The sequence below is a fragment of the Pseudomonas abietaniphila genome, assembly GCF_039697315.1.
In the GTDB taxonomy this organism is placed as follows: Bacteria; Pseudomonadota; Gammaproteobacteria; order Pseudomonadales; family Pseudomonadaceae; genus Aquipseudomonas; species Aquipseudomonas abietaniphila_B.
On the sequence record NZ_CP155619.1, the window covers coordinates 5919745 to 5938594 of the forward strand.

Sequence of the window (18850 nt, forward strand, 5' to 3'; positions counted from 1 at the left end):
CTGCTTTGTGCTGGCGGCGCGGGCCTTCATGAAATGAACGACGACTATTCATGCCGCTATCGCTGCTCAAATTGCTTCTGGTTGAAGACAGTCCGCATGATGCCGAACTGACGCTGCTCACGCTGGAAAACAGTGGGCTCAAAATAGACGCCACCCTGGTCTACAACCATCAGGACGTGGAACGAGAGCTGCTTGCTCAGCATTTCGATCTGATTCTCAGTGACTACCTGCTGCCCGGGTCTTCTGGTCCCGAGGTGCTCAATTGCGCATTGCGCCTCGCGCCCCATATCCCGTTCATCTTCCTTTCCGGGATTTTTGGCGAACAGCATGCCGTCGAGATGATGCGCATGGGCGCCATCGATTATGTCCTCAAGCAAAACCTGAAGATGCTGCCCAAGGCCGTCGTCCGTGCAGTCTCCGAAGTGCGCGAGCGGGAAAAGCGCCAGCGCGCCGAAGAGACGCTGCAAGATGCCGAGGTGCGCGCGCAGCTGGCCATCGAAGCGGCCGACATGGGTGTCTGGACCTACGATCCCGCGACCGACACGCTGCTGTGGGATGAGCGCTGCAAGACCCTTTATGGGTTGCCCGCCGATGCGCAGGTCAGCATGGCGTTCATGTTTGCGCGCTGCCATCCAGATGACCGTGATCTGCTACAGCGCAAGGTCGCCGCGGCGCTTGCGGGCGACACCGGCTTTCAGATCGAACACCGGTTGCTCGTGGAGGGCGATGAGGAGCGTTGGGTGTTCTCTAATGGCCGTTCTCTCTTCGAAGATGGCAAATGTGTGCGCTTCACCGGCGTCATGCAGGACATCAGCGAGCGCAAGCAGGCCACGCAGGCATTGCATCAACTCAACGAAATTCTGGGCGAGCGTGTCGTGCAGCGCACCCGTGAACGTGACCGTACCTGGGAGCTCTCCCGGGAGTTGCTGGGCGTGTTCAGTTTCGATCTGACACCCATTGCGCTCAACCCGGCCTGGGAAGCGACGCTGGGCTGGACGCGCGCCGATTTCAACGACCACAGCCTGGGCGAATTGATTCATCTGGACGATCTGGACGCCACCCTGCGCGAGACAGCCAGTGTCGCCAAAGGCAATGTCAGCACGCGTTTCGTCAATCGCATGCGCCACGCCGAAGGCGGGTATCGCTGGTTGTCCTGGACCCTCGTGCCGGACGAAGGACTGATGTATGCCGCCGTTCGCGACATCACCAGCGAGCGTGCGGTGGTCGATGAGTTGGCGGCCACCAACAAGCGTTTGCGTGACCAGATCCGCGAGCGTGAACGGGTCGAAGCGGCGCTCCAGCAGATGCAACGCCTGGAAGTGGTCGGGCAGCTCACGGCAGGGGTCGCCCACGACTTCAATAACTTGCTGACGGTGATCCTTACCAGCGCGAACTTTCTGGGTCGAGACCTGGAAAAAGGCGTGCTCACCAAGTCGCCGCAGCGCTTGCAGAACATCCGCGAAGCCGGCGAGCGTGGCGCCAAGCTGACCAGCCAGTTGCTGTCGTTCTCACGCCGGCAGCGTCTGGAGCCGGTCGCGCTGAACCTCAATGACACCATTGGCGGCATGCGCGAATTACTGGGCCGTGCGCTGGGTGGCAGCGTTTGGGTCGAAACGGAACTGGCTGAGGATCTGTGGAACGCGTTGGTCGATCCGACCCAGACCGAAATGATCATCCTCAATCTGGCGATCAACGCCCGCGACGCCATGGCGCAAGGCGGACAGCTGCACCTGAGCACCGGCAACGAAATCGTCTATCGCCTGCCGCAACGGCCTGAAGACCCGGACCCCGGCGCTTACGTGGTGCTCTCGGTGACCGACACCGGTTGCGGCATGAGCGAAGAAGTGCTGGCCAAGGCGTTCGAGCCTTTCTTCACCACCAAGGAAGTGGGGAAGGGGTCAGGCCTGGGGTTGGCGCAGGTTTTCGGTTTTGCCAAGCAATCCGGGGGTGGCGTAAGCATCGAAACCGCCGAGAATGCCGGCACGACCATCAAGGTGTATCTGCCCAGCATCGCCCGGTCTCCAACGCCGGCGGTCACTGCCTCCCACACGCCCGGCTACACGGACGCTGACGCGTTACACCGGACCATTCTGTTGGTGGACGACGACCCGGATGTGCGCGCGGTGACCTCAGCGATGCTCAGCTCGTTGGGTTACTCGGTGGTCGAAGCCGAGAACGGCAATGAAGCGTTGAAAAAGATCGATCCCGGCATCGATTTGGTGCTCACCGACTTCGCCATGCCAAACATGACCGGTGCCGAGCTGGCCGAAATCGTCCGGCGCGATTACCCGGGATTGCCCGTCATGTTCATCACCGGCTTTGCGGATATCGACATCCTCGAGGTCGATCAGCAACTGATCGTGCAGAAACCGTACAAGGAAGAAGAGCTGGCCAGGAAGCTGGCGAACGTATTGACGAAGACGGGTGCAGGCGTCGCATCTTAGGTGCAGCGACACAGGGCTGCCAACGGTCCGATGTCCGCCGCGAAGCATGCGGCCACCGCGATACCTGTGGGAGACGTCCGAGGTTACGAGGGTATGGGCCGCAATTCGGACGAAAGCGGTGTCTCGGTCACAGACGATGTCACTGTCCCACCGCATTCGCCACTGTCGTAACCTCCAGCAGCTCCCACAGGTCTTTGGGCCGTCATGACACCTTGGCCTGACCAGTCTGTGCGGGAGACTTCCAGCTGTTTGATGCGTGCCACAGCGCGTGGATGCAACGCGATTCCTGTAGGAGACGTCCGAGGTTACGAGGGTATGGGCCGCAATTCGGACGAATGCGGGGTGTCGGTCATCGACGATGTCACTGTCCCACCGCATTCGCCACTGTCGTAACCTCCAGCAGCTCCCACAGGTCTTTGGGCAGTCATGACACCTTGGCCTGACCGATCGGGCGGGAGACTTCCAGCTGTTTGATGCGTGCCATAGAGCTTGGATGCAACACAATACTCTTGGCAACTTCCAGCGGTTTGATATCCGCCGCGAAGCATGCGGCCACCGCGATACCTGTGGGAGACGTCCGAGGTTACGAGGGCAGCGAAAGCGTTGTGTCGGTCACCGACGATGTCACTGTCCCACCGCATTCGCCACTGTCGTAACCTCCAGCAGCTCCCACAGGTCTTTGGGCCGTCATGACACCTTGGCCTGACCAGCCTGTGCGGAGACTTCCAACCGTTTGATGCGTGCCGCCAAGCTTGGGTGCAACGCGATACTCATGGCAACTTCCAGCGGTTTGAGGTGTGCGTGCGAAGCATGCGGCCACCGCGATACCTGTGGGAGACGTCCGAGGTGACGAGGGTATGGGCCGCATTTCGGACGAATGTGGGGTGTCGGTCACCGACGATGTACCTGTCCCACCGCGTTCGCCACTGTCGTAACCTCCAGCAGCTCCCACAGGTCTTTGGGCCGTCATGACACCTTGGCCTGACCAGCCTGTGCGGAGACTTCCAGCCGTTTGATGCGTGCCACAGAGCTTGGATGCAACACAATACTCTTGGCAACTTCCAGCGGTTTGATCTCCGCCGCGAAGCATGCGGCCACCGCGATACCTGTGGGAGACGTCCGAGGTTACGAGGGCAGCGAAAGCGGTGTGTCGGTCACCGACGATGTACCTGTCCCACCGCATTCGCCACTGTCGTAACCTCCAGCAGCTCCCACAGGTCTTTGGGCAGTCATGACACCTTGGCCTGCCCGATCGGGCGGGAAACTTCCAGCTGTTTGACGCGTGCCATAGAGCTTGGTTTCAACGCGATACTCTTGGCAACTTCCAGCGGTTTGATCTCCGCCGCGAAGCATGCGGCCACCGCGATACCTGTGGGAGACGTCCGAGGTTACGAGGGCAGCGAAAGCGGTGTGTCGGTCACCGACGATGTACCAGTTCCACCGTATTCGCCATGGTCATAAACGCCAACAGCTTGCCGACCTTCCTCAATCATCCCGCGTCAGCACTTCCAGCAGTTCGATCTCGAACGTGAGGTCTGAATGCGGTTTGATGTGCGCGCCCATCGAGCGTTCGCCGTAGGCCAGGAGCGACGGCACCCACAGTTTGCGTTTGCCGCCAACTTTCATGCCCATGATGCCGATGTCCCATCCCTTGATCACGCGACCGGTTCCGATCACGCACTGGAAGGGTTTGCCTCGGTCCCAGGACGAATCGAACACGGTGCCGTCTTCCAGTGTGCCGGTGTATTGAGTGGTGATCAACGCGCCCTTGACCGCCGCTTTGCCGGTGCCTTCCAGCAGGTCGATGATCTGTAATTCGTCGTTCATGGCTAAATCCGTGACAGCGTGAGAGGGCTGGCGACGATGCTAAAGCCGCTCGCCCTGACTGGCAATCCTTGTCCCAGCAACGCCTATCCACTGTGGGAGCGAATTCATTCGCGAGACGAGCGTTCATTCACTGCACCGCCATCGCTTGATGCGTTTCCAAGAATGAAAAAACGGCGCGTCCTCTGCAGGCCGCGCCGTTTTTTCGTTTCAGCGGATCACGACTTCATCATGCGATGACGTCGCTGCTCCACTCGCCGTTCACCAGGCGCTTGAGGCCGAGCGGGTTGGCGTTTTGCAGGGCGGCCGGCAGCAGGCTGTCCGGGTAGTTCTGGTAGCAGACCGGACGCAGGAAGCGATCGATCGCCAGCGTGCCGACAGAGGTGCCCCGTGCATCGGAGGTCGCCGGGTATGGGCCACCGTGAACCATGGCGTCAGAAACTTCGACCCCGGTTGGGTAGCCGTTGACCAGAATGCGGCCCACTTTCTCTTCCAGCACCGGAACCAGCCACTGGTATTTCTGCAGGTCGGCGGTTTCACCGATCAGGGTGGCTGTCAGTTGACCACGCAGGGCCTGCAAAGCGGCTTTCAGTTCAGCGTCGTCAGCCACTTCGATCAGCAGCGTGGTCGGGCCGAAAACTTCTTCCTGCAACAGTTCGTCATCGTTGAGCAGCATGCTGACGTCCGCCTTGAACAGCTGAGCCTGCGCCTGACGACCTTCTTGCGGCTTGCCCGCCAGGTGAGTGACGCTCGGGTGCGCCATCAGCTTCTGAACGCCTTTGCTGTAGCTGCGCAGACCGCCTTCGTTGAGCATGGTCTGCGGCGCCTGGCCACCCATGTGCTCTTGAAGCTGTTCGGTGAATGCGGTCAGGGCAGGGGAGCGAATGCCGATCACCACGCCCGGGTTGGTGCAGAACTGGCCGGCGCCCATGACCACCGAAGCCGCGAGTTCACCCGCGATGGCAGCGCCACGGGCCGACAGTGCGCCTGGCAGCAGGACAACCGGGTTGATGCTGGACATTTCGGCGAAGACCGGAATCGGCTCAGGACGCGCAGCGGCCAGTTTGCACAGGGCGTCGCCGCCGTGCAGCGAACCGGTGAAGCCTACGGCCTTGATGGCCGGATGCTTGACGAGGCCTTCACCCACGCCGCTGCCGAAGATCATGTTGAACACGCCTTTGGGCATGCCAGTTTTCTCAGCAGCGCGAACGATGGCCTGGCCGACCAAATCCGCGGTCGCCATGTGGCCGCTGTGCGCCTTGACCACGACCGGGCAACCGGCGGCCAGGGCTGAAGCGGTGTCGCCACCGGCGGTGGAGAACGCCAGCGGGAAATTGCTGGCACCGAACACGGCAATCGGGCCGACGCCGATGCGCTGCTGACGCAGGTCAACGCGCGGCAGCGGCTTGCGATCAGGCAGTGCCAGGTCGATACGAGCGCCCAGGAAGTCGCCACGACGCAGGATTTTTGCGAACAGGCGCATCTGACCGCTGGTACGGCCGCGTTCACCCTGGATACGACCGGCCGGCAGCGCGGTTTCCTGGCAAACGAGGGCAACGAAGTCATCACCCAGTGCGTCGAGTTCGTCGGCGATGGCGTCCAGGAACTCCGCGCGGCGCGCCGGGCTCAGGTGGCGGAATTCAGCAAAGGCTTCTTTTGCAGCCAGGGCTGCGGCGTCGATTTCGCCGTCAGTGGCTTGGTGAAAGGTGTAGGGCAGGGCTTCGCCAGTGGTGGCATCGAGGCTCTTGTGGCGTGCTTCGCCGAGGCCGCTGCGGGCGCCGCCGATAAAGTTCTGACCGAGAACGGTAGGCATCTGCTTCTCCTGTTATTTTTGGGTCGAAACGATCAGGCGAGGCGCCTGACAGGGAATCTCTGGACGTGCATGAAGCAAAGCGACAATAACCCAAGGGTTATCGAAAGTTGACAGACATCATACAACTGCATCTTTTTGCCCGCAAGGCGCGGATCGTCCGGGAAACCGCGGCCAGCAATGTGGGAGCGAGCTTGCTCGCGAAGCGGCCTTCAAACAGGTTGCTCCCCGCGCAAGCGCGCTCCATCGGACGCGTATGCTTACGCGTTAGGCTCGTCGGTATTGATATAAGGCGGCACCTTGGCCAGCGGCAGGCGGCGTGCCTGCTCGATGCCGATGCCCGGACGTTCAGGCAGTGGTTCCAGCTTCTGTGGCTTACCCGTGATCAACGCACGCTCGACGGCCTCGACCACGCGGACATCGCGCCAGCCTTCGTCACCATCGGGCTCCGGTTCGCGGTTTTGCAGGATGCAGTCGGAGAAATACTGCGTCTCTCCACCAAACTGATCGACGACCGGGTGGCTGTGCTCGGTGGTGGTGCCATCAATGATCGCGCGGTAGGTGATCGCCACGCCTTTGCCAAAGCCGAAGCACGGCGACGCCTCGAACTCACCTTGCGTGCCGATCAACTGGAAACGTTGGCTGGACGGCAAGCTGTAGCTGACGGTAAACGTTGCCAGGCGTTCTTCGGCAAAACGCAGGGTGACGTTGACTGTGTCGAAGGTGTTGATCTCACGGCCCGGCGTCTTGATGCCCACCGCGTGCACTTCCAGCGGCTCGGCAGCGAACAGATTGCGCACGGCGTTGATCGGGTAAGGTCCCATGTCGGCGACCGGGCCAGCGTCGAATCCACTCTGCATGCGGTGATTGGCAGGGTCGGTTGTCTGCGCGAACGTTGCAGTGAACAGCCGTGGGTCGCCGATATCGCCAGCCCTGACGCGACTGATCATCTCCACCGTGCCCGGCTCAAAGTGCAAACGGTAGGCGACCATCAGTTTTGCGCCCGAGCGTTTGGCGGCTTCGGCAATTGCCAGGCAGTCTTCCTCGTTGCTCGCCATCGGTTTTTCCAACAGCACATGGATGCCGGCTTCCAGCGCAGGCACGGCGAATTCCCGATGACGAAAATTCGGCGTTGCCAGATATATCGCGTCGATCTCACCCGACGTCAGCAGTGTTTGAAACTCGTCGTAGTGATAACTCTTGAGGTCATACAGCGCGGCCAGTTCGTCGGCTTTCACCGGGTCGCCGGTGACCAGCGCAGTCATCACCGAGTTGTCGGTCTGTTCCAGTCCGGGCATGAACGCCCCTTGGGAAATCCAGCCCCCGGCGACCACCGCATAGCGAACCTTGCCGTTTGAGTCAGGCATGTGAAAAGCCTCCTTTATTCAGCGGACGAAGTGTCCGGCGCCTCTGTAGTCGGCAGGCGAGCGCGGCGGAAGTTCCCTTTCACCGCGTATCGTCGGGAAATGGCTACCCGACCTTTCCAGTGATTGGCTATTGGGAGCCGTGGCGTGCGGCGCTTAAGCTTGCGATCTGTCTTTGACAACGAGCGTCGCCATGCGCACCCCGATAGACCGTCCTCGCCTCGACTACCCCTCGGTTTCGCCGGTTGCGATCAAGGCCATGCAAACGCTTGAGCAGGCGGTGAATCGGCTGCCCCTTGAACCGTCGCTGGCAGCCTTGGTCAAGTTGCGTGTGTCGCAGCTTAATGGTTGTGCCTGGTCGGTGGACCGTTATACCCACGAAGCGAGCTTGCAAGGCGAATCGGAACGCAAGCTTTACGCGGTGGCCGTCTGGCGCGAATCGCCCTTGTTCAGCGAACGGGAGCAGGCGGCATTCGGCTGGACCGAAAGCGTCACCCGCATCGCCGACAGCCATGCTCCGGATCAAGATTACGCCTGGCTGTCGGCGCACTTCAGTGAAAGTGAGCGGGTTGATCTGACGCTGCTGATTTCGACGGTCAACAGCTGGAACCGATTGAGGATCAGTTTCGGGCAAGGCGTGGAGTGACGACACGCTGACAAGAAAGGCTTGCTCAAGTGATCTGAATCAGCAGATCCCGCAGCCGATCCAGCGCCGGGTCGATGTCCAGCGTTTCGATCGCGCCAAATCCAAGAATCAGCCCGTCGCGTGGCGTGGCGTCGGCAAAGAAGCCTGTCAGCGGATACAGCCCGATTTCGACCTTGCGCGCCAGTTCGACCAACAGCGGCAAATTGACCGGCACCTTGAACATCACCGCCATGTGAAACCCGGCGGTCGACGGAATCACTTCCATCCACGGTGAGAGATCCCCGGCAAACCGGGCCAGGATGCGTTCGCGACGGCCGGCGTAAATGGAGTGGCAGCGGCGAATGTGTTTGTTCAACAGGCCTTCGCCGATGAACTTCGTCAACGCCCATTGCGGCAATGTGCAGGTGTGCCAGTCCGTCAGTTGCTTGGCCTTGATGACCGCTTCGAGAATGGCCTCCGGTAGCACGGCATAACCGAGTCGCAATTCGGGCAGCAAGGTTTTGGAGAAGGTGCCGACATAGGCAACGACACCCAGCTGATCCATGCTTTGCAGGGAATCGGTCGGGCGGCCTTCGTAGCGAAACTCGCTGTCGTAGTCGTCTTCGATGATGATCGCGCCGATCCGGTTGGCTTTCTCCAGCAAAGCCTCACGACGTGCCACGCTCATGGGCATGCCCAGCGGCATCTGGTGCGACGGCGTGACGTAGATGACATGGGCGTTTTCAGGAATCTGCTCAACGACAATGCCTTCGCTGTCCACCGGGACGCTGACCACCTCGGCGCCTTGCGCCGCGAACAGTTGGCGCGCCGGTGTGTAACCGGGGTCTTCCATGGCGACGGTGCAACCCGGTTCGAGCAACACCCTGGCGATCAAGTCGAGCGCCTGTTGCGCGCCGTTGCACACCACAATGTCATCGGCCGTGCATTTCACACCACGGGCAAACGCAATGTGCCCCGCGATGGCACTGCGCAACGGCGGCAAGCCTTCTGGTTGGCTGTAAAAGCCACGGGCCTGAGACATCTGGCGCAACGCGTATTGCGTGCAGCGTCGCCACTCATCATGGGGAAACTGAGTCTTGGCGGTCGCGCCGCCGATGAAGTCGCAACGCAGCGTGCCTTCCAGCGTGGGGTGCCGCAGCGGCAGCGAGATGTCCTGCCATTTCTTTACCCGCGTGGCGCTGGCCAGTTCCGAGGTGGTCTGTCGGCGCTGCGTCGGCGCATTCAGTGCGTTGACGAACGTGCCGCTGCCAATTTTGCCGACCAGGTAATTCTCGTAGGTGAGACGGCCGTAAGTGTCCGAAATGGTCTTGCGCGAAAGGCCCAGTTGCGCAGCGAGCAGCCGGCTGGGCGGTAACTGAACGCCCGCTCCCAGGCGACCTGATTCGATGTTGTCGCGCAGTTGCTCATACAGCTGGTTCGCCAGGTCTTTGCGGCCTTGAATGACGATATGAAGTTCCACGAACGGCTCCCGAACGAGATGAGCTACGTTGGCCCACGATCTGGAATTCTAGTCAGCGGCCATCAAATCGGTATAGCTACGCAGTCAAAAATTCGAGGATTGGTCTCCTGTGCGCCGGGCATTGGTCAGGCGAAAACAGCCGGGATTGGCTGTCGCGTGGATCAGGTCAGGTCGTTAACGTGAACGCTCCGCACACCCGAACGAAGGGCGCCTCGTGAAACCTCGCCTGGATTACTACACCGCATCGCCCGAGGCACTCAAGGCCATCATGTTGCTGGAAGCGGCCAACTTCGACTTGTGTGTTGAAAAGCGTCTGATGGAGTTGATCAAGCTTCGGGTGTCGCAACTCAACGACTGCGCATTCTGTGCCGACATGCATGCCACGGAAGCGCGCAAGAACGGCGAAAGCCCGCGCCGTCTGCACAGTCTCGTGGTGTGGCAGGCTTCCAGTCTGTTCACCGAGCGTGAACGTGCGGCGCTGGCGTGGTGCGACGCGGTGACGTTGCTGGATCAGCCCTGCGTGTCGGATGCGTTGTATGAGCAACTCTGCGCGCAGTTCACCGAGCGCGAGGTGGTCGACTTGACGGTGGGCATCGCGACGATCAACTGCTGGAATCGGATTGCCGTCAGTTTTCGCAAGCAGCCAGCGTTGTAGGCGTTGATGTTGGGGGGCGTGGATCGGTCGATAATCCTGACTGTTCCGACAACCCGGGCATCGGCAAAATCACTCAATCCCGCTATCCTGCGCGCTGTTTTTTTAGATCGCCCCCACACAACAGCTTTCGACGGATATCAACCATGGAGTTCACCAGCGGCTTTTTGCTGAGCCTTTCCCTGTGCCTGGACATCGGCGTCGCCAACATCGCAATGATCACGCTCGCCATGCAGCGCGGGTATCTGCAAGGGTTCTGGCTGGGGCTGGGGACCTGCTTTGGCGATCTGTTTTACGCGATTCTGGCGCTGGCCGGGATGACGGTGCTGCTGCAATACGAGTGGGTGCGGTGGGCGCTGTGGATTGGCGGTTCGGTGTTGTTGATCGGCTTCGCCGTGAAGATGGTGATGTCGGCAATGAGCAGTCACAGCGGGCTGGCGATGGCGGGTGACGTCGACAATCGTTCAGGGCTCAGGGAGTTTTCACGAGGTGTGTTCCTGGCGGTGTCTTCGCCAACCGCGATCCTGTGGTTTGCCGCAGTGGGCGGCACGTTGATCTCTCGGGCGGGGGGACATGGCAGCCTGAGCACGGCGTTGTTTCTGTCCGGGTTTTTCAGTGCGGGTGTGGCGTGGTGTGTGTTCATCTGTTTTGCGGCCAGTCATGGCGGGCGTCTGCTGGGTGACAAGCTGCTGAAGGTGTCCTATTGGGTGTCGGCTGCGATTTTCTGTTATTTCGCGGTTTATGTGATTTTTTCGGGGTATCAGGAGTTCATCGTTAACGCCGCGCGATATTGAGGTTGGGCTTTTTTCATGTGGTTTGGGCATGCTTGTGAGTGGGGTGGGTCAGGGGCATGCCGAGTATCAGGCGTTACCGAGTCGCCTGGTTTTGCTACCGCTGCGCGGTAGATCGCGGGCAAGCGCGCTCCTACACGGATTGCAGCAGCCTTGATTCGTGCATCGGTTTCCCGGAATCCACTTTCAGTTGTAGGAGCGTGGCTTGTCCCGCGATCTGCCGGGAACCGGCAGCAAGACCCGTGCACGCTGGGTGTCAGGCCTGATCGGGTCGCCTGGTTTTGCTACCGCTGCGCGGTAGATCGCGGGACAAGCCACGCTCCTACAGGATTTGCGCCATTTGGTCGTGCGTCAATCGTCTGCATGCCGCTCTCAACGGTATGAGCGACCGGGGCAGTGTTCCACCTTGCCTGCGATCTGCCGGGAACCGGCAGCAAGACCTGTGCATGCTGGGTGTCAGGCCTGATCGGGTCGCCTGGTTTTACTACCGCTGCGCGCTAGATCGCGGGCAAGCGCGCTCCTACACGGATTGCAGCAGCCTTGATTCGTGCATCGGTTTCCCGGAATCCACTTTCAGTTGTAGGAGCGTGGCTTGTCCCGCGATCTGCCGGGAACCGGCAGCGAGATCTGCGCATGCTGGGTGTCAGGCCTGATCGGGTCGCCTGGTTTTGCTACCGCTGCGCGGTAGATCGCGGGACAAGCCACGCTCCTACAGGATTTGCGCCATTTGGTCGTGCGTCAATCGTCTGCATTCCGCTCTCAACTGTATGAGCGACCGGGGCAGCGTTCCACCTTGCCCGCGATCTGCCGGGAACCGGCAGCAAGACCTGTGCATGCTGGGTGTCAGGCCTGATCGGGTCGCCTGGTTTTACTACCGCTGCGCGCTAGATCGCGGGCAAGCGCGCTCCTACACGGATTGCAGCAGCCTTGATTCGTGCATCAGTTTCCCGCAATCCACTTTCAGGTGTAGGAGCGTGGCTTGTCCCGCGATCTGCCGGGAACCGGCAGCAAGACCTGTGCATGCGAAGTGTCAGGCATTAACGAGTCGCCTGGTTTTGCTACCGCTACGCGGTAGATCGCGGGACAAGCCACGCTCCTACAGGATTTGAGCATTTGATCGTGCATCAATTGTCTGCATGCCGCTCTCAACTGTATGAGCGACCGGGGCAGCGTTCCACCTTGCCCGCGATCTGCCGGGAACCGGCAATAAGACCTGTGCATGCGAAGTACCTGGCATTACCGGGTCACCCCATCCCCGCAGGCAACCCCACCATTTCCGTTCTTCATGCAACGTTTACGTCTATCAACGCTCATAGACATAGCAACGGCGTAGACAGGATCGTCCCGATCGCGCGTACAAGCGCCTGGGGCGACCTCTCCAAACCCCCTTTGAAGACGGAACCCTGGACCCTATGACCACACCGGACAAGCAGTACGTGGAATGGCTGGTTGAGCAGTCGATGCTCAACGCCGCAAAGCAACGCGCCAAACTCTATGGTGGCCAGGGCCGCCTATGGCAAAGGCCTTATGCATTGGCCCGGCCGCGAGATGCTTCAGCCATTGCATCGGTGTGGTTCACTGCGTATCCGGCATCGATCATCACGCGTGAAGGCGGTTCGGTGCTGGAGGCGCTGGGCGATGAAACGTTGTGGCACGCCTTGTCCGAAATCGGCATTCAGGGCATCCACAACGGGCCGCTCAAGGCTTCCGGTGGGCTGAAGGGCCGTGAGCGTACGCCGAGCATTGATGGCAACTTCGACCGCATCAGTTTCGAAGTGGATGATGAACTGGGCACCGATGCGCAATTCCTCAACCTGAGCCGTATCGCTGCCGCGCACAACGCGGTGATCGTCGATGATGTGATTCCGTCTCACACCGGCAAGGGGGCGGACTTCCGGCTGGCCGAACTCGCCTACGAGGAATACCCGGGCCTTTATCACATGGTCGAAATCAAGGAAGAGGACTGGCCGCTGTTGCCCGACGTCCCCGAAGGGCGTGACGCAATCAACCTGCCGCCCGCGACCGTCGATGCGTTGCGTGACAAGCATTACATCGTCGGTCAGTTACAGCGGGTGATTTTCTTCGAACCGGGCGTCAAAGAGACCGACTGGAGCACCACGCCCGTGATCACTGGCGTGGACGGCAAGGCGCGGCGCTGGGTGTATCTGCATTACTTCAAGGAAGGTCAGCCTTCTTTGAACTGGCTGGACCCCAGTTTCGCTGCCCAGCAGATGATCATTGGCGACGCGTTGCATGCCATCGACGTGATGGGCGCGCGGGTGCTGCGTCTGGATGCCAACGGCTTCCTGGGCGTTGAGCGCAAGGCCGAAGGCACTGCCTGGTCAGAAAGTCATCCGCTGTCGATTACCGGTAACCAGCTGCTTGCAGGCGCGATTCGCAAGGCAGGTGGCTTCAGCTTCCAGGAGCTGAACCTGACCATCGACGACATCGCCGCCATGTCTCACGGCGGTGCTGACCTGTCTTATGACTTCATCACCCGTCCGGCTTATCAGCATGCGTTGCTGACGGGCAGAACCGAGTTCCTGCGCCTGATGCTGCGCCAGGTGCACGAGTTCGGCATTGACCCGGCGTCGCTGATTCACGCGCTGCAGAACCATGACGAGCTGACCCTGGAGCTGGTGCACTTCTGGACCTTGCACGCCCACGACCAGTACCTCTACATGGGGCAGACCTTCCCGGGCAACATTTTGCGTGAGCACATCCGTGAAGAGATGTACGAGCGTCTCGCGGGCGAGCATGCGCCGTATAACCTCAAGTTCGTCACCAACGGGGTTTCCTGCACCACGGCCAGCATCATTACCGCAGCGCTGGGCATCCGGGATCTGGACGGCATCACGGCGGCGGACATCGACACGATCAAACACATCCATCTGCTGTTGGTGATGTTCAACGCGATGCAGCCGGGTGTGTTCGCGTTGTCGGGCTGGGACCTCGTCGGCGCCTTGCCGCTGCCTGCTGAGCAAGTCGCGCATTTGATGGGCGACGGCGACACCCGCTGGATTCACCGTGGCGCTTACGACCTGGTAGACATGGACCCTGACGCCGACGTCTCGACGGGCGGCATGCCCCGGGCCAGGACGCTGTACGGCAGCCTCGTGGAGCAGTTGCAAAGCCCGGATTCCTTCGCCTCGCAGCTGAAGAAAATCCTCGCCGTGCGCCGCGCCTACGACATCGCTGCCAGCCGACAGATCCTGATTCCGGATGTTGAGCATCCAGGGCTTCTGATCATGGTGCACGAACTGCCCGCCGGGAAAGGCACCCAGATCACCGCGCTCAATTTCAGCCCTGAAGCCATCGTTGAAACCCTGCACCTGCCCGGCATTGCCCCAGGCCCGGTGGTCGAAATCATCAACGAGCGGGTCGAAGGCGATTTGACGGAGGAGGGCGAGTTCACCATCACCCTCGACGCTTATGAAGGTCTGGCATTGCGGGTGGTGAGCATGGTCTCGCCGATGATGTAGTCATGCAACCCGTGAAGGCACCGACGCTTATTCACCTCTGGAGTTACCGCCTGACGTTCCTGCTCTCCGGCATGTCGTTGGGCGCCTGGGCGCCGCTGGTGCCGTTTGCCCGAGAGCGCGCCGGGCTTGAGGAAGCTCAGCTCGGGTTGTTGCTGTTGTGCTTCGGCCTAGGGTCCATGCTGGCAATGCCCATCGCGGGCGCGCTGACGACTCGCAAGGGCTGCCGGTTCGTGTCGTTGATAGGGGGTGCGCTGATTTGCAGCATGTTGCCGCTGCTGGCCACTCTTTCATCATTCTCGGCATTGGCAGTGGCGTTGGCGCTGTTCGGTGCGGGGTTGGGCAGTATTGATGTCGCGATGAACGTGCAGGGATTGATGGTGGAACGCGATCATGGTCGTCCGCTGATGTCCGGTTTTCATGGATTGTTCAGTCTGGGCGGGATTGCCAGCGCGCTGTTGATGAGCGTCTTGCTGTGGGGCGGTGCGTCGCCGCTGCTCGCCGTTTCGGTTGTCGTGGCGATGGTTGGCGGACTGCTGCTCTGGCACGCCCGGCATTTGCTGCCGTATGGCGCCGACGATCCCGCCGCACCTTTCGCCAGGCCGTCCGCCAAGGTGCTGGCGGTAGGCGTGCTTTGTTTCATTGCGCTGTTGGTCGAGGGCGCGGTGCTCGACTGGAGTGCCGTGTTCCTCAACCGGGCCCATCAGATTGATCTGTCGGTGGCCGGCAGCGCCTACGCGGTGTTCTCCCTGACCATGGCCGCCGGGCGATTCTCTGGCGACGCGCTCAGGAAACGGTTTGGCGCAGTGTCGCTGTTGATCGGCGGTGGTGTGCTGGTCATGGTCGGTTTTGCCATGGCGGTGCTGTTGCAACCGTGGCCGCTCTTCCTGCTGGGCTTTGCGTTGATCGGACTCGGGCTGGCGAACGCCTTCCCCGTTTACTGCTCTGTGGTCGGCGCGCAGACCTCGATGCCGGCCGGGCTGGCGATCGCGGTCATCACCGGCATCGGTTACTGCGGCATCTTGCTGGGACCCGCCCTGATCGGTTTCGTCGCTCACCTCATCGGGCTTCGAGACGCGCTGTTGTGTGTCGGCATTCTGATGGCAGCGCAGGTCCTCAGCGCACGCAGGATCACCCGACCCTGATCCCACTATTGCTTTGATCAATGTTCAACATTGATCGGCTCAAGTTCTGCTTTTTTCTCCAGAGGCTCAGCATGGCGGCACGCCTACTGAGCCTCCCCCTGGAGAACGTCTGATGAATCTTCGAATCGCTGCCCTGTTTGCACTGGTCGCCGCCCTGGCCGGTTGTGCCGTTCCTGGCGCTCCGCGTTATTCCGATGTGCCTGAAGGGCCGTTTCGAGCTTCTGCGGTCACCTCCAGCGTAGCGCTCAAGCATACCCAGACCGTTGGGGTGATTTTCACTGAGAACACCGTGGCCAATCTGGCTTACATGGCGCGTTACAACGCCACGGCGCAAGACGGTCTGGCCGCCAAACTGACTGACAGTCGCATCACTGAGGCCTACGTGAACAGCTCGGACCCTGAGCTGGCGATCAACTGGTTCGCCCAGTCGCTGGAGAAACAGTTCGCGACCGTGGATTTCTACGAGAACCTCGACGACGTCCTGGCCGCCCGGCCTGATGTGATCGTGCTGCTCGACACCCGTAGCAAGCTGGTGACCGAGCGCAGTTCTGACGTTCAGGCAAGCATCTCTGCCGAGTTTTTCGACGGCGATTTCAAGTTCATCGGCAAGGCTGAAGGCAGCGATGCCAAGTCGATGTCGCCGATCTGGAGCCACACCAAACGTGCTCCCGAAATTGCCGCCGACATCAATCAACAGCGTCAGGTGCAGATCAATGCGTTGCAGAAGTTCGATGCGTCGCTGGATTCGCTGATCAAGGCTGAGTCCTGATTCTGGACAAATCCACGACAGGAGTGCGCTTGCCCGCGATTGCGGTGGTCCTTTGACTGATTTGTCACAGGACCCATCGTGACCGCGGGCAATCGCGCTGCTACAGGTCTATGCAGGTCCCGACCATCCAGCCGAACCACCAACGCGCCCCGGCTCTGGTAGACTTCAGCGCCTTGAATCCAAGGGGCTTCCCATGAACGACACCGTTCGTCTTACCCAATACAGTCACGGCGCCGGGTGCGGCTGCAAGATTTCGCCCAAAGTCCTGGAAACCATTCTCGCCGGCAGCGGCGCGCAGAATCTCGATCCGCGTCTGTGGGTCGGCAACGCCTCCCGCGACGATGCTGCGGTCTACGCCATCGATGACGAAAAGGGCGTGGTTTCCACCACCGACTTCTTCATGCCCATCGTCGACGACCCGTTCGATTTCGGCCGTATCGCGGCCACCAACGCCATCAGCGACATCTACGCCATGGGCGGCGACCCGCTGATGGCGATCGCCATTCTCGGCTGGCCGGTCAACGTGCTGGCGCCCGAAATCGCCCGTGAAGTGATCCGGGGCGGCCGCGCAGTGTGTGACGCCGCAGGTATTCCGCTGGCAGGCGGTCATTCCATTGACGCACCCGAACCGATCTTTGGCCTGGCGGTCACCGGCCTTGTCGAAAAGCGCTTCATGAAGCGTAACGACACCGCGACCGTGGGCTGCAAGCTGTTCCTGACCAAGCCTTTGGGCATCGGCATCCTCACGACTGCCGAGAAGAAAGGCCTGTTGCGTGACGAAGACGTGGGTCTGGCCCGCGACGTCATGTGCACCCTGAACAAGCCCGGCAGCCGCTTTTCCAGGCTGGCAGGCGTCACCGCCATGACGGACGTCACTGGTTTCGGTTTGTTGGGGCATCTGGTGGAAATGGCCGATGGCAGTCAGCTCACCGCACGCCTGAATGCCGCCGCCGTGCCGCGCCTGGGCAGCGTCGATTTCTACATCGAACAGGACTGCATTCCTGGCGGCACGCACCGCAATTACGACAGCTACGGCGAACGCATCGGCACGCTGACCGAGGCACAGAAATTGTTGCTCTGTGACCCGCAAACCAGCGGTGGTCTGTTGATCGCGGTCGAGCCGTCCGGGGAAGCCGCGTTCCTGGCCATGGCCGACGAGCTGGGCTTGAACCTGTCGCCGATTGGCGAACTGGTTGAGCGACAGCGGCTCGCCGTCGAGGTGTCTTGATGCGCGACAACAGCGCCCACTTTCGCGACATCTTTCTCCACGACATTCCGATGATGGACGTGCGTGCCCCGGTGGAATTCACCAAGGGCGCGTTTCCGGGTGTGATCAACCTGCCGCTGATGAACGATGTCGAGCGGCAGAAGGTCGGTACCAGCTACAAGCAGGACGGACAGCAGGCGGCCATCGAACTCGGCCACAAACTGGTGTCGGGTGAGCTCAAGCAGGCACGCATCGAGGCCTGGGCGGCCTTTGCCCACGAGCACCCGGAAGGCTTTTTGTACTGTTTTCGGGGTGGACTGCGTTCGCAGATCACCCAGCAATGGCTGAAGACCGAGGCGGGCATTCAATACCCGCGCATCATCGGCGGCTATAAGGCCATGCGTAATTTCCTGATCGGGGTCACGGAGCAAGCCGTCGCCGAGTGTGATTTCGTGTTGATCGGCGGCCTGACCGGGACCGGCAAGACCGAAGTGCTGCAGCAACTGGACAACGCGCTGGACCTGGAAGGCCTCGCCAACCATCGTGGCTCGAGCTTCGGCAAACACGCGACGCCGCAGCCGGGGCAGATCGATTTCGAAAACCAGTTGTCGATCGACATTCTGAAAAAGCGCGCCAAGCACCTGCATCAGTTCGTGATCGAGGATGAAGGCCGGATCGTCGGCAGTCGCGCAGTGCCGCTAGAGCTGTACCGGACCATGCAGGCTGCGCCGTTGGTGTGGCTGGAAGACAGCTTCGAGGGGCGGGTCGAGCGGATTCTCAAGGATTATGTGATCGACCTGTGCGCCGAGTTCATTGAGGTCCAAGGCGTCGAGACAGGATTTGCAGGGTACGCCGAACGCTTGAAGCAAAGCCTGTCGAGCATCGTGCGGCGCCTGGGCGGAGAGCGTTATCAGCGTCTGTCTGCGATTATGGACAGTGCGCTGGAAGAGCAGGAACGCAGCGGCGACGTCGATCAGCACCGGGCCTGGATCAGCGCCATGCTGAGCGAATACTACGACCCGATGTACGTCCATCAGCGCGACAGCAAGAATGCACGCATCGAATTTGCCGGTGATCAGGCGGCGGTGGTTGAGTATTTAAGACACAGAACGGCTCGGTAAACCTGCCGATCTGTAAGGTGGTCGAGGTTGCTGCTGGGTGATGATATGTCCTGTGGGAGCGAATTCATTCGCGAGAGGCCAGTACAGTCGACGCCCTTCTGTCGCATGAAACACCGCATCGCGAATGAATTCGCTCCCA

At 60.7% G+C, this 18850-nt stretch carries 13 protein-coding genes; 9 read left to right on the forward strand and 4 right to left on the reverse strand.

The features are described from left to right. The first annotated feature begins 50 nt into the window (after positions 1 to 50). Positions 51 to 2444 (forward strand): response regulator, encoded by a 2394-nt coding sequence (locus ABDX87_RS26110; protein WP_346830483.1) that lies wholly within the window; start codon positions 51 to 53, stop codon positions 2442 to 2444. A 1485-nt stretch (positions 2445 to 3929) separates the two neighbouring features. Here ABDX87_RS26110 and ABDX87_RS26115 read toward each other — a convergent pair. The 3 genes from ABDX87_RS26115 to ABDX87_RS26125 form a co-directional block, all read right to left on the reverse strand. After that, a complete protein-coding gene (locus tag ABDX87_RS26115) occupies positions 3930 to 4271 on the reverse strand; it encodes an FKBP-type peptidyl-prolyl cis-trans isomerase (protein WP_346830484.1) in 342 nt (113 codons plus the stop codon). Between the two features lie 226 nt (positions 4272 to 4497). Continuing rightward, the gene (locus ABDX87_RS26120) at positions 4498 to 6081 is read right to left on the reverse strand and encodes an aldehyde dehydrogenase (NADP(+)) (protein ID WP_346830485.1); all 1584 of its coding nucleotides are present in this window, start codon (positions 6079 to 6081) and stop codon (positions 4498 to 4500) included. A 257-nt stretch (positions 6082 to 6338) separates the two neighbouring features. Beyond that, a complete protein-coding gene (locus ABDX87_RS26125; RefSeq protein WP_346830486.1) occupies positions 6339 to 7445 on the reverse strand; it encodes a Gfo/Idh/MocA family protein in 1107 nt (368 codons plus the stop codon). A 190-nt stretch (positions 7446 to 7635) separates the two neighbouring features. On the opposite strand from ABDX87_RS26125, the gene ABDX87_RS26130 reads away from it, so the two are divergent. Continuing rightward, the gene (locus tag ABDX87_RS26130) at positions 7636 to 8088 is read left to right on the forward strand and encodes a carboxymuconolactone decarboxylase family protein (protein WP_346830487.1); all 453 of its coding nucleotides are present in this window, start codon (positions 7636 to 7638) and stop codon (positions 8086 to 8088) included. 25 nt (positions 8089 to 8113) lie between these two features. On the opposite strand, the gene ABDX87_RS26135 is transcribed toward ABDX87_RS26130, so the two are convergent. Further along, positions 8114 to 9547, reverse strand: coding sequence for a PLP-dependent aminotransferase family protein (locus tag ABDX87_RS26135; RefSeq protein ID WP_346830488.1), 1434 nt, complete (start codon positions 9545 to 9547; stop codon positions 8114 to 8116). 214 nt (positions 9548 to 9761) lie between these two features. Here ABDX87_RS26135 and ABDX87_RS26140 point away from each other — a divergent pair, with 214 nt between their 5' ends. The 7 genes from ABDX87_RS26140 (at position 9762) to mnmH (ending at position 18711) form a co-directional block, all read left to right on the forward strand. Next, complete coding sequence (locus tag ABDX87_RS26140) at positions 9762 to 10202, forward strand: carboxymuconolactone decarboxylase family protein (RefSeq protein ID WP_346830489.1); 441 nt, start codon at positions 9762 to 9764, stop codon at positions 10200 to 10202. Between the two features lie 143 nt (positions 10203 to 10345). Then, complete coding sequence (locus ABDX87_RS26145) at positions 10346 to 10993, forward strand: LysE family translocator (RefSeq protein ID WP_346830490.1); 648 nt, start codon at positions 10346 to 10348, stop codon at positions 10991 to 10993. Positions 10994 to 12402: 1409 nt separating this feature from the next. Further along, entirely contained in the window at positions 12403 to 14472 is a 2070-nt protein-coding gene (treS, locus tag ABDX87_RS26150; protein WP_346830491.1) for a maltose alpha-D-glucosyltransferase, read from the forward strand. A 2-nt stretch (positions 14473 to 14474) separates the two neighbouring features. Continuing rightward, the gene (locus ABDX87_RS26155) at positions 14475 to 15614 is read left to right on the forward strand and encodes an MFS transporter (RefSeq protein WP_346830492.1); all 1140 of its coding nucleotides are present in this window, start codon (positions 14475 to 14477) and stop codon (positions 15612 to 15614) included. Positions 15615 to 15726: 112 nt separating this feature from the next. Then, positions 15727 to 16383, forward strand: coding sequence for an ATPase (locus tag ABDX87_RS26160; protein WP_346830493.1), 657 nt, complete (start codon positions 15727 to 15729; stop codon positions 16381 to 16383). A 193-nt stretch (positions 16384 to 16576) separates the two neighbouring features. Next, a complete protein-coding gene (gene selD / locus ABDX87_RS26165; RefSeq protein WP_346830494.1) occupies positions 16577 to 17611 on the forward strand; it encodes a selenide, water dikinase SelD in 1035 nt (344 codons plus the stop codon). Next, the gene (gene mnmH / locus ABDX87_RS26170) at positions 17611 to 18711 is read left to right on the forward strand and encodes a tRNA 2-selenouridine(34) synthase MnmH (RefSeq protein WP_346830495.1); all 1101 of its coding nucleotides are present in this window, start codon (positions 17611 to 17613) and stop codon (positions 18709 to 18711) included. Before selD ends, mnmH begins: the two co-directional genes overlap by 1 nt. The last annotated feature ends 139 nt before the right edge of the window (positions 18712 to 18850 follow it).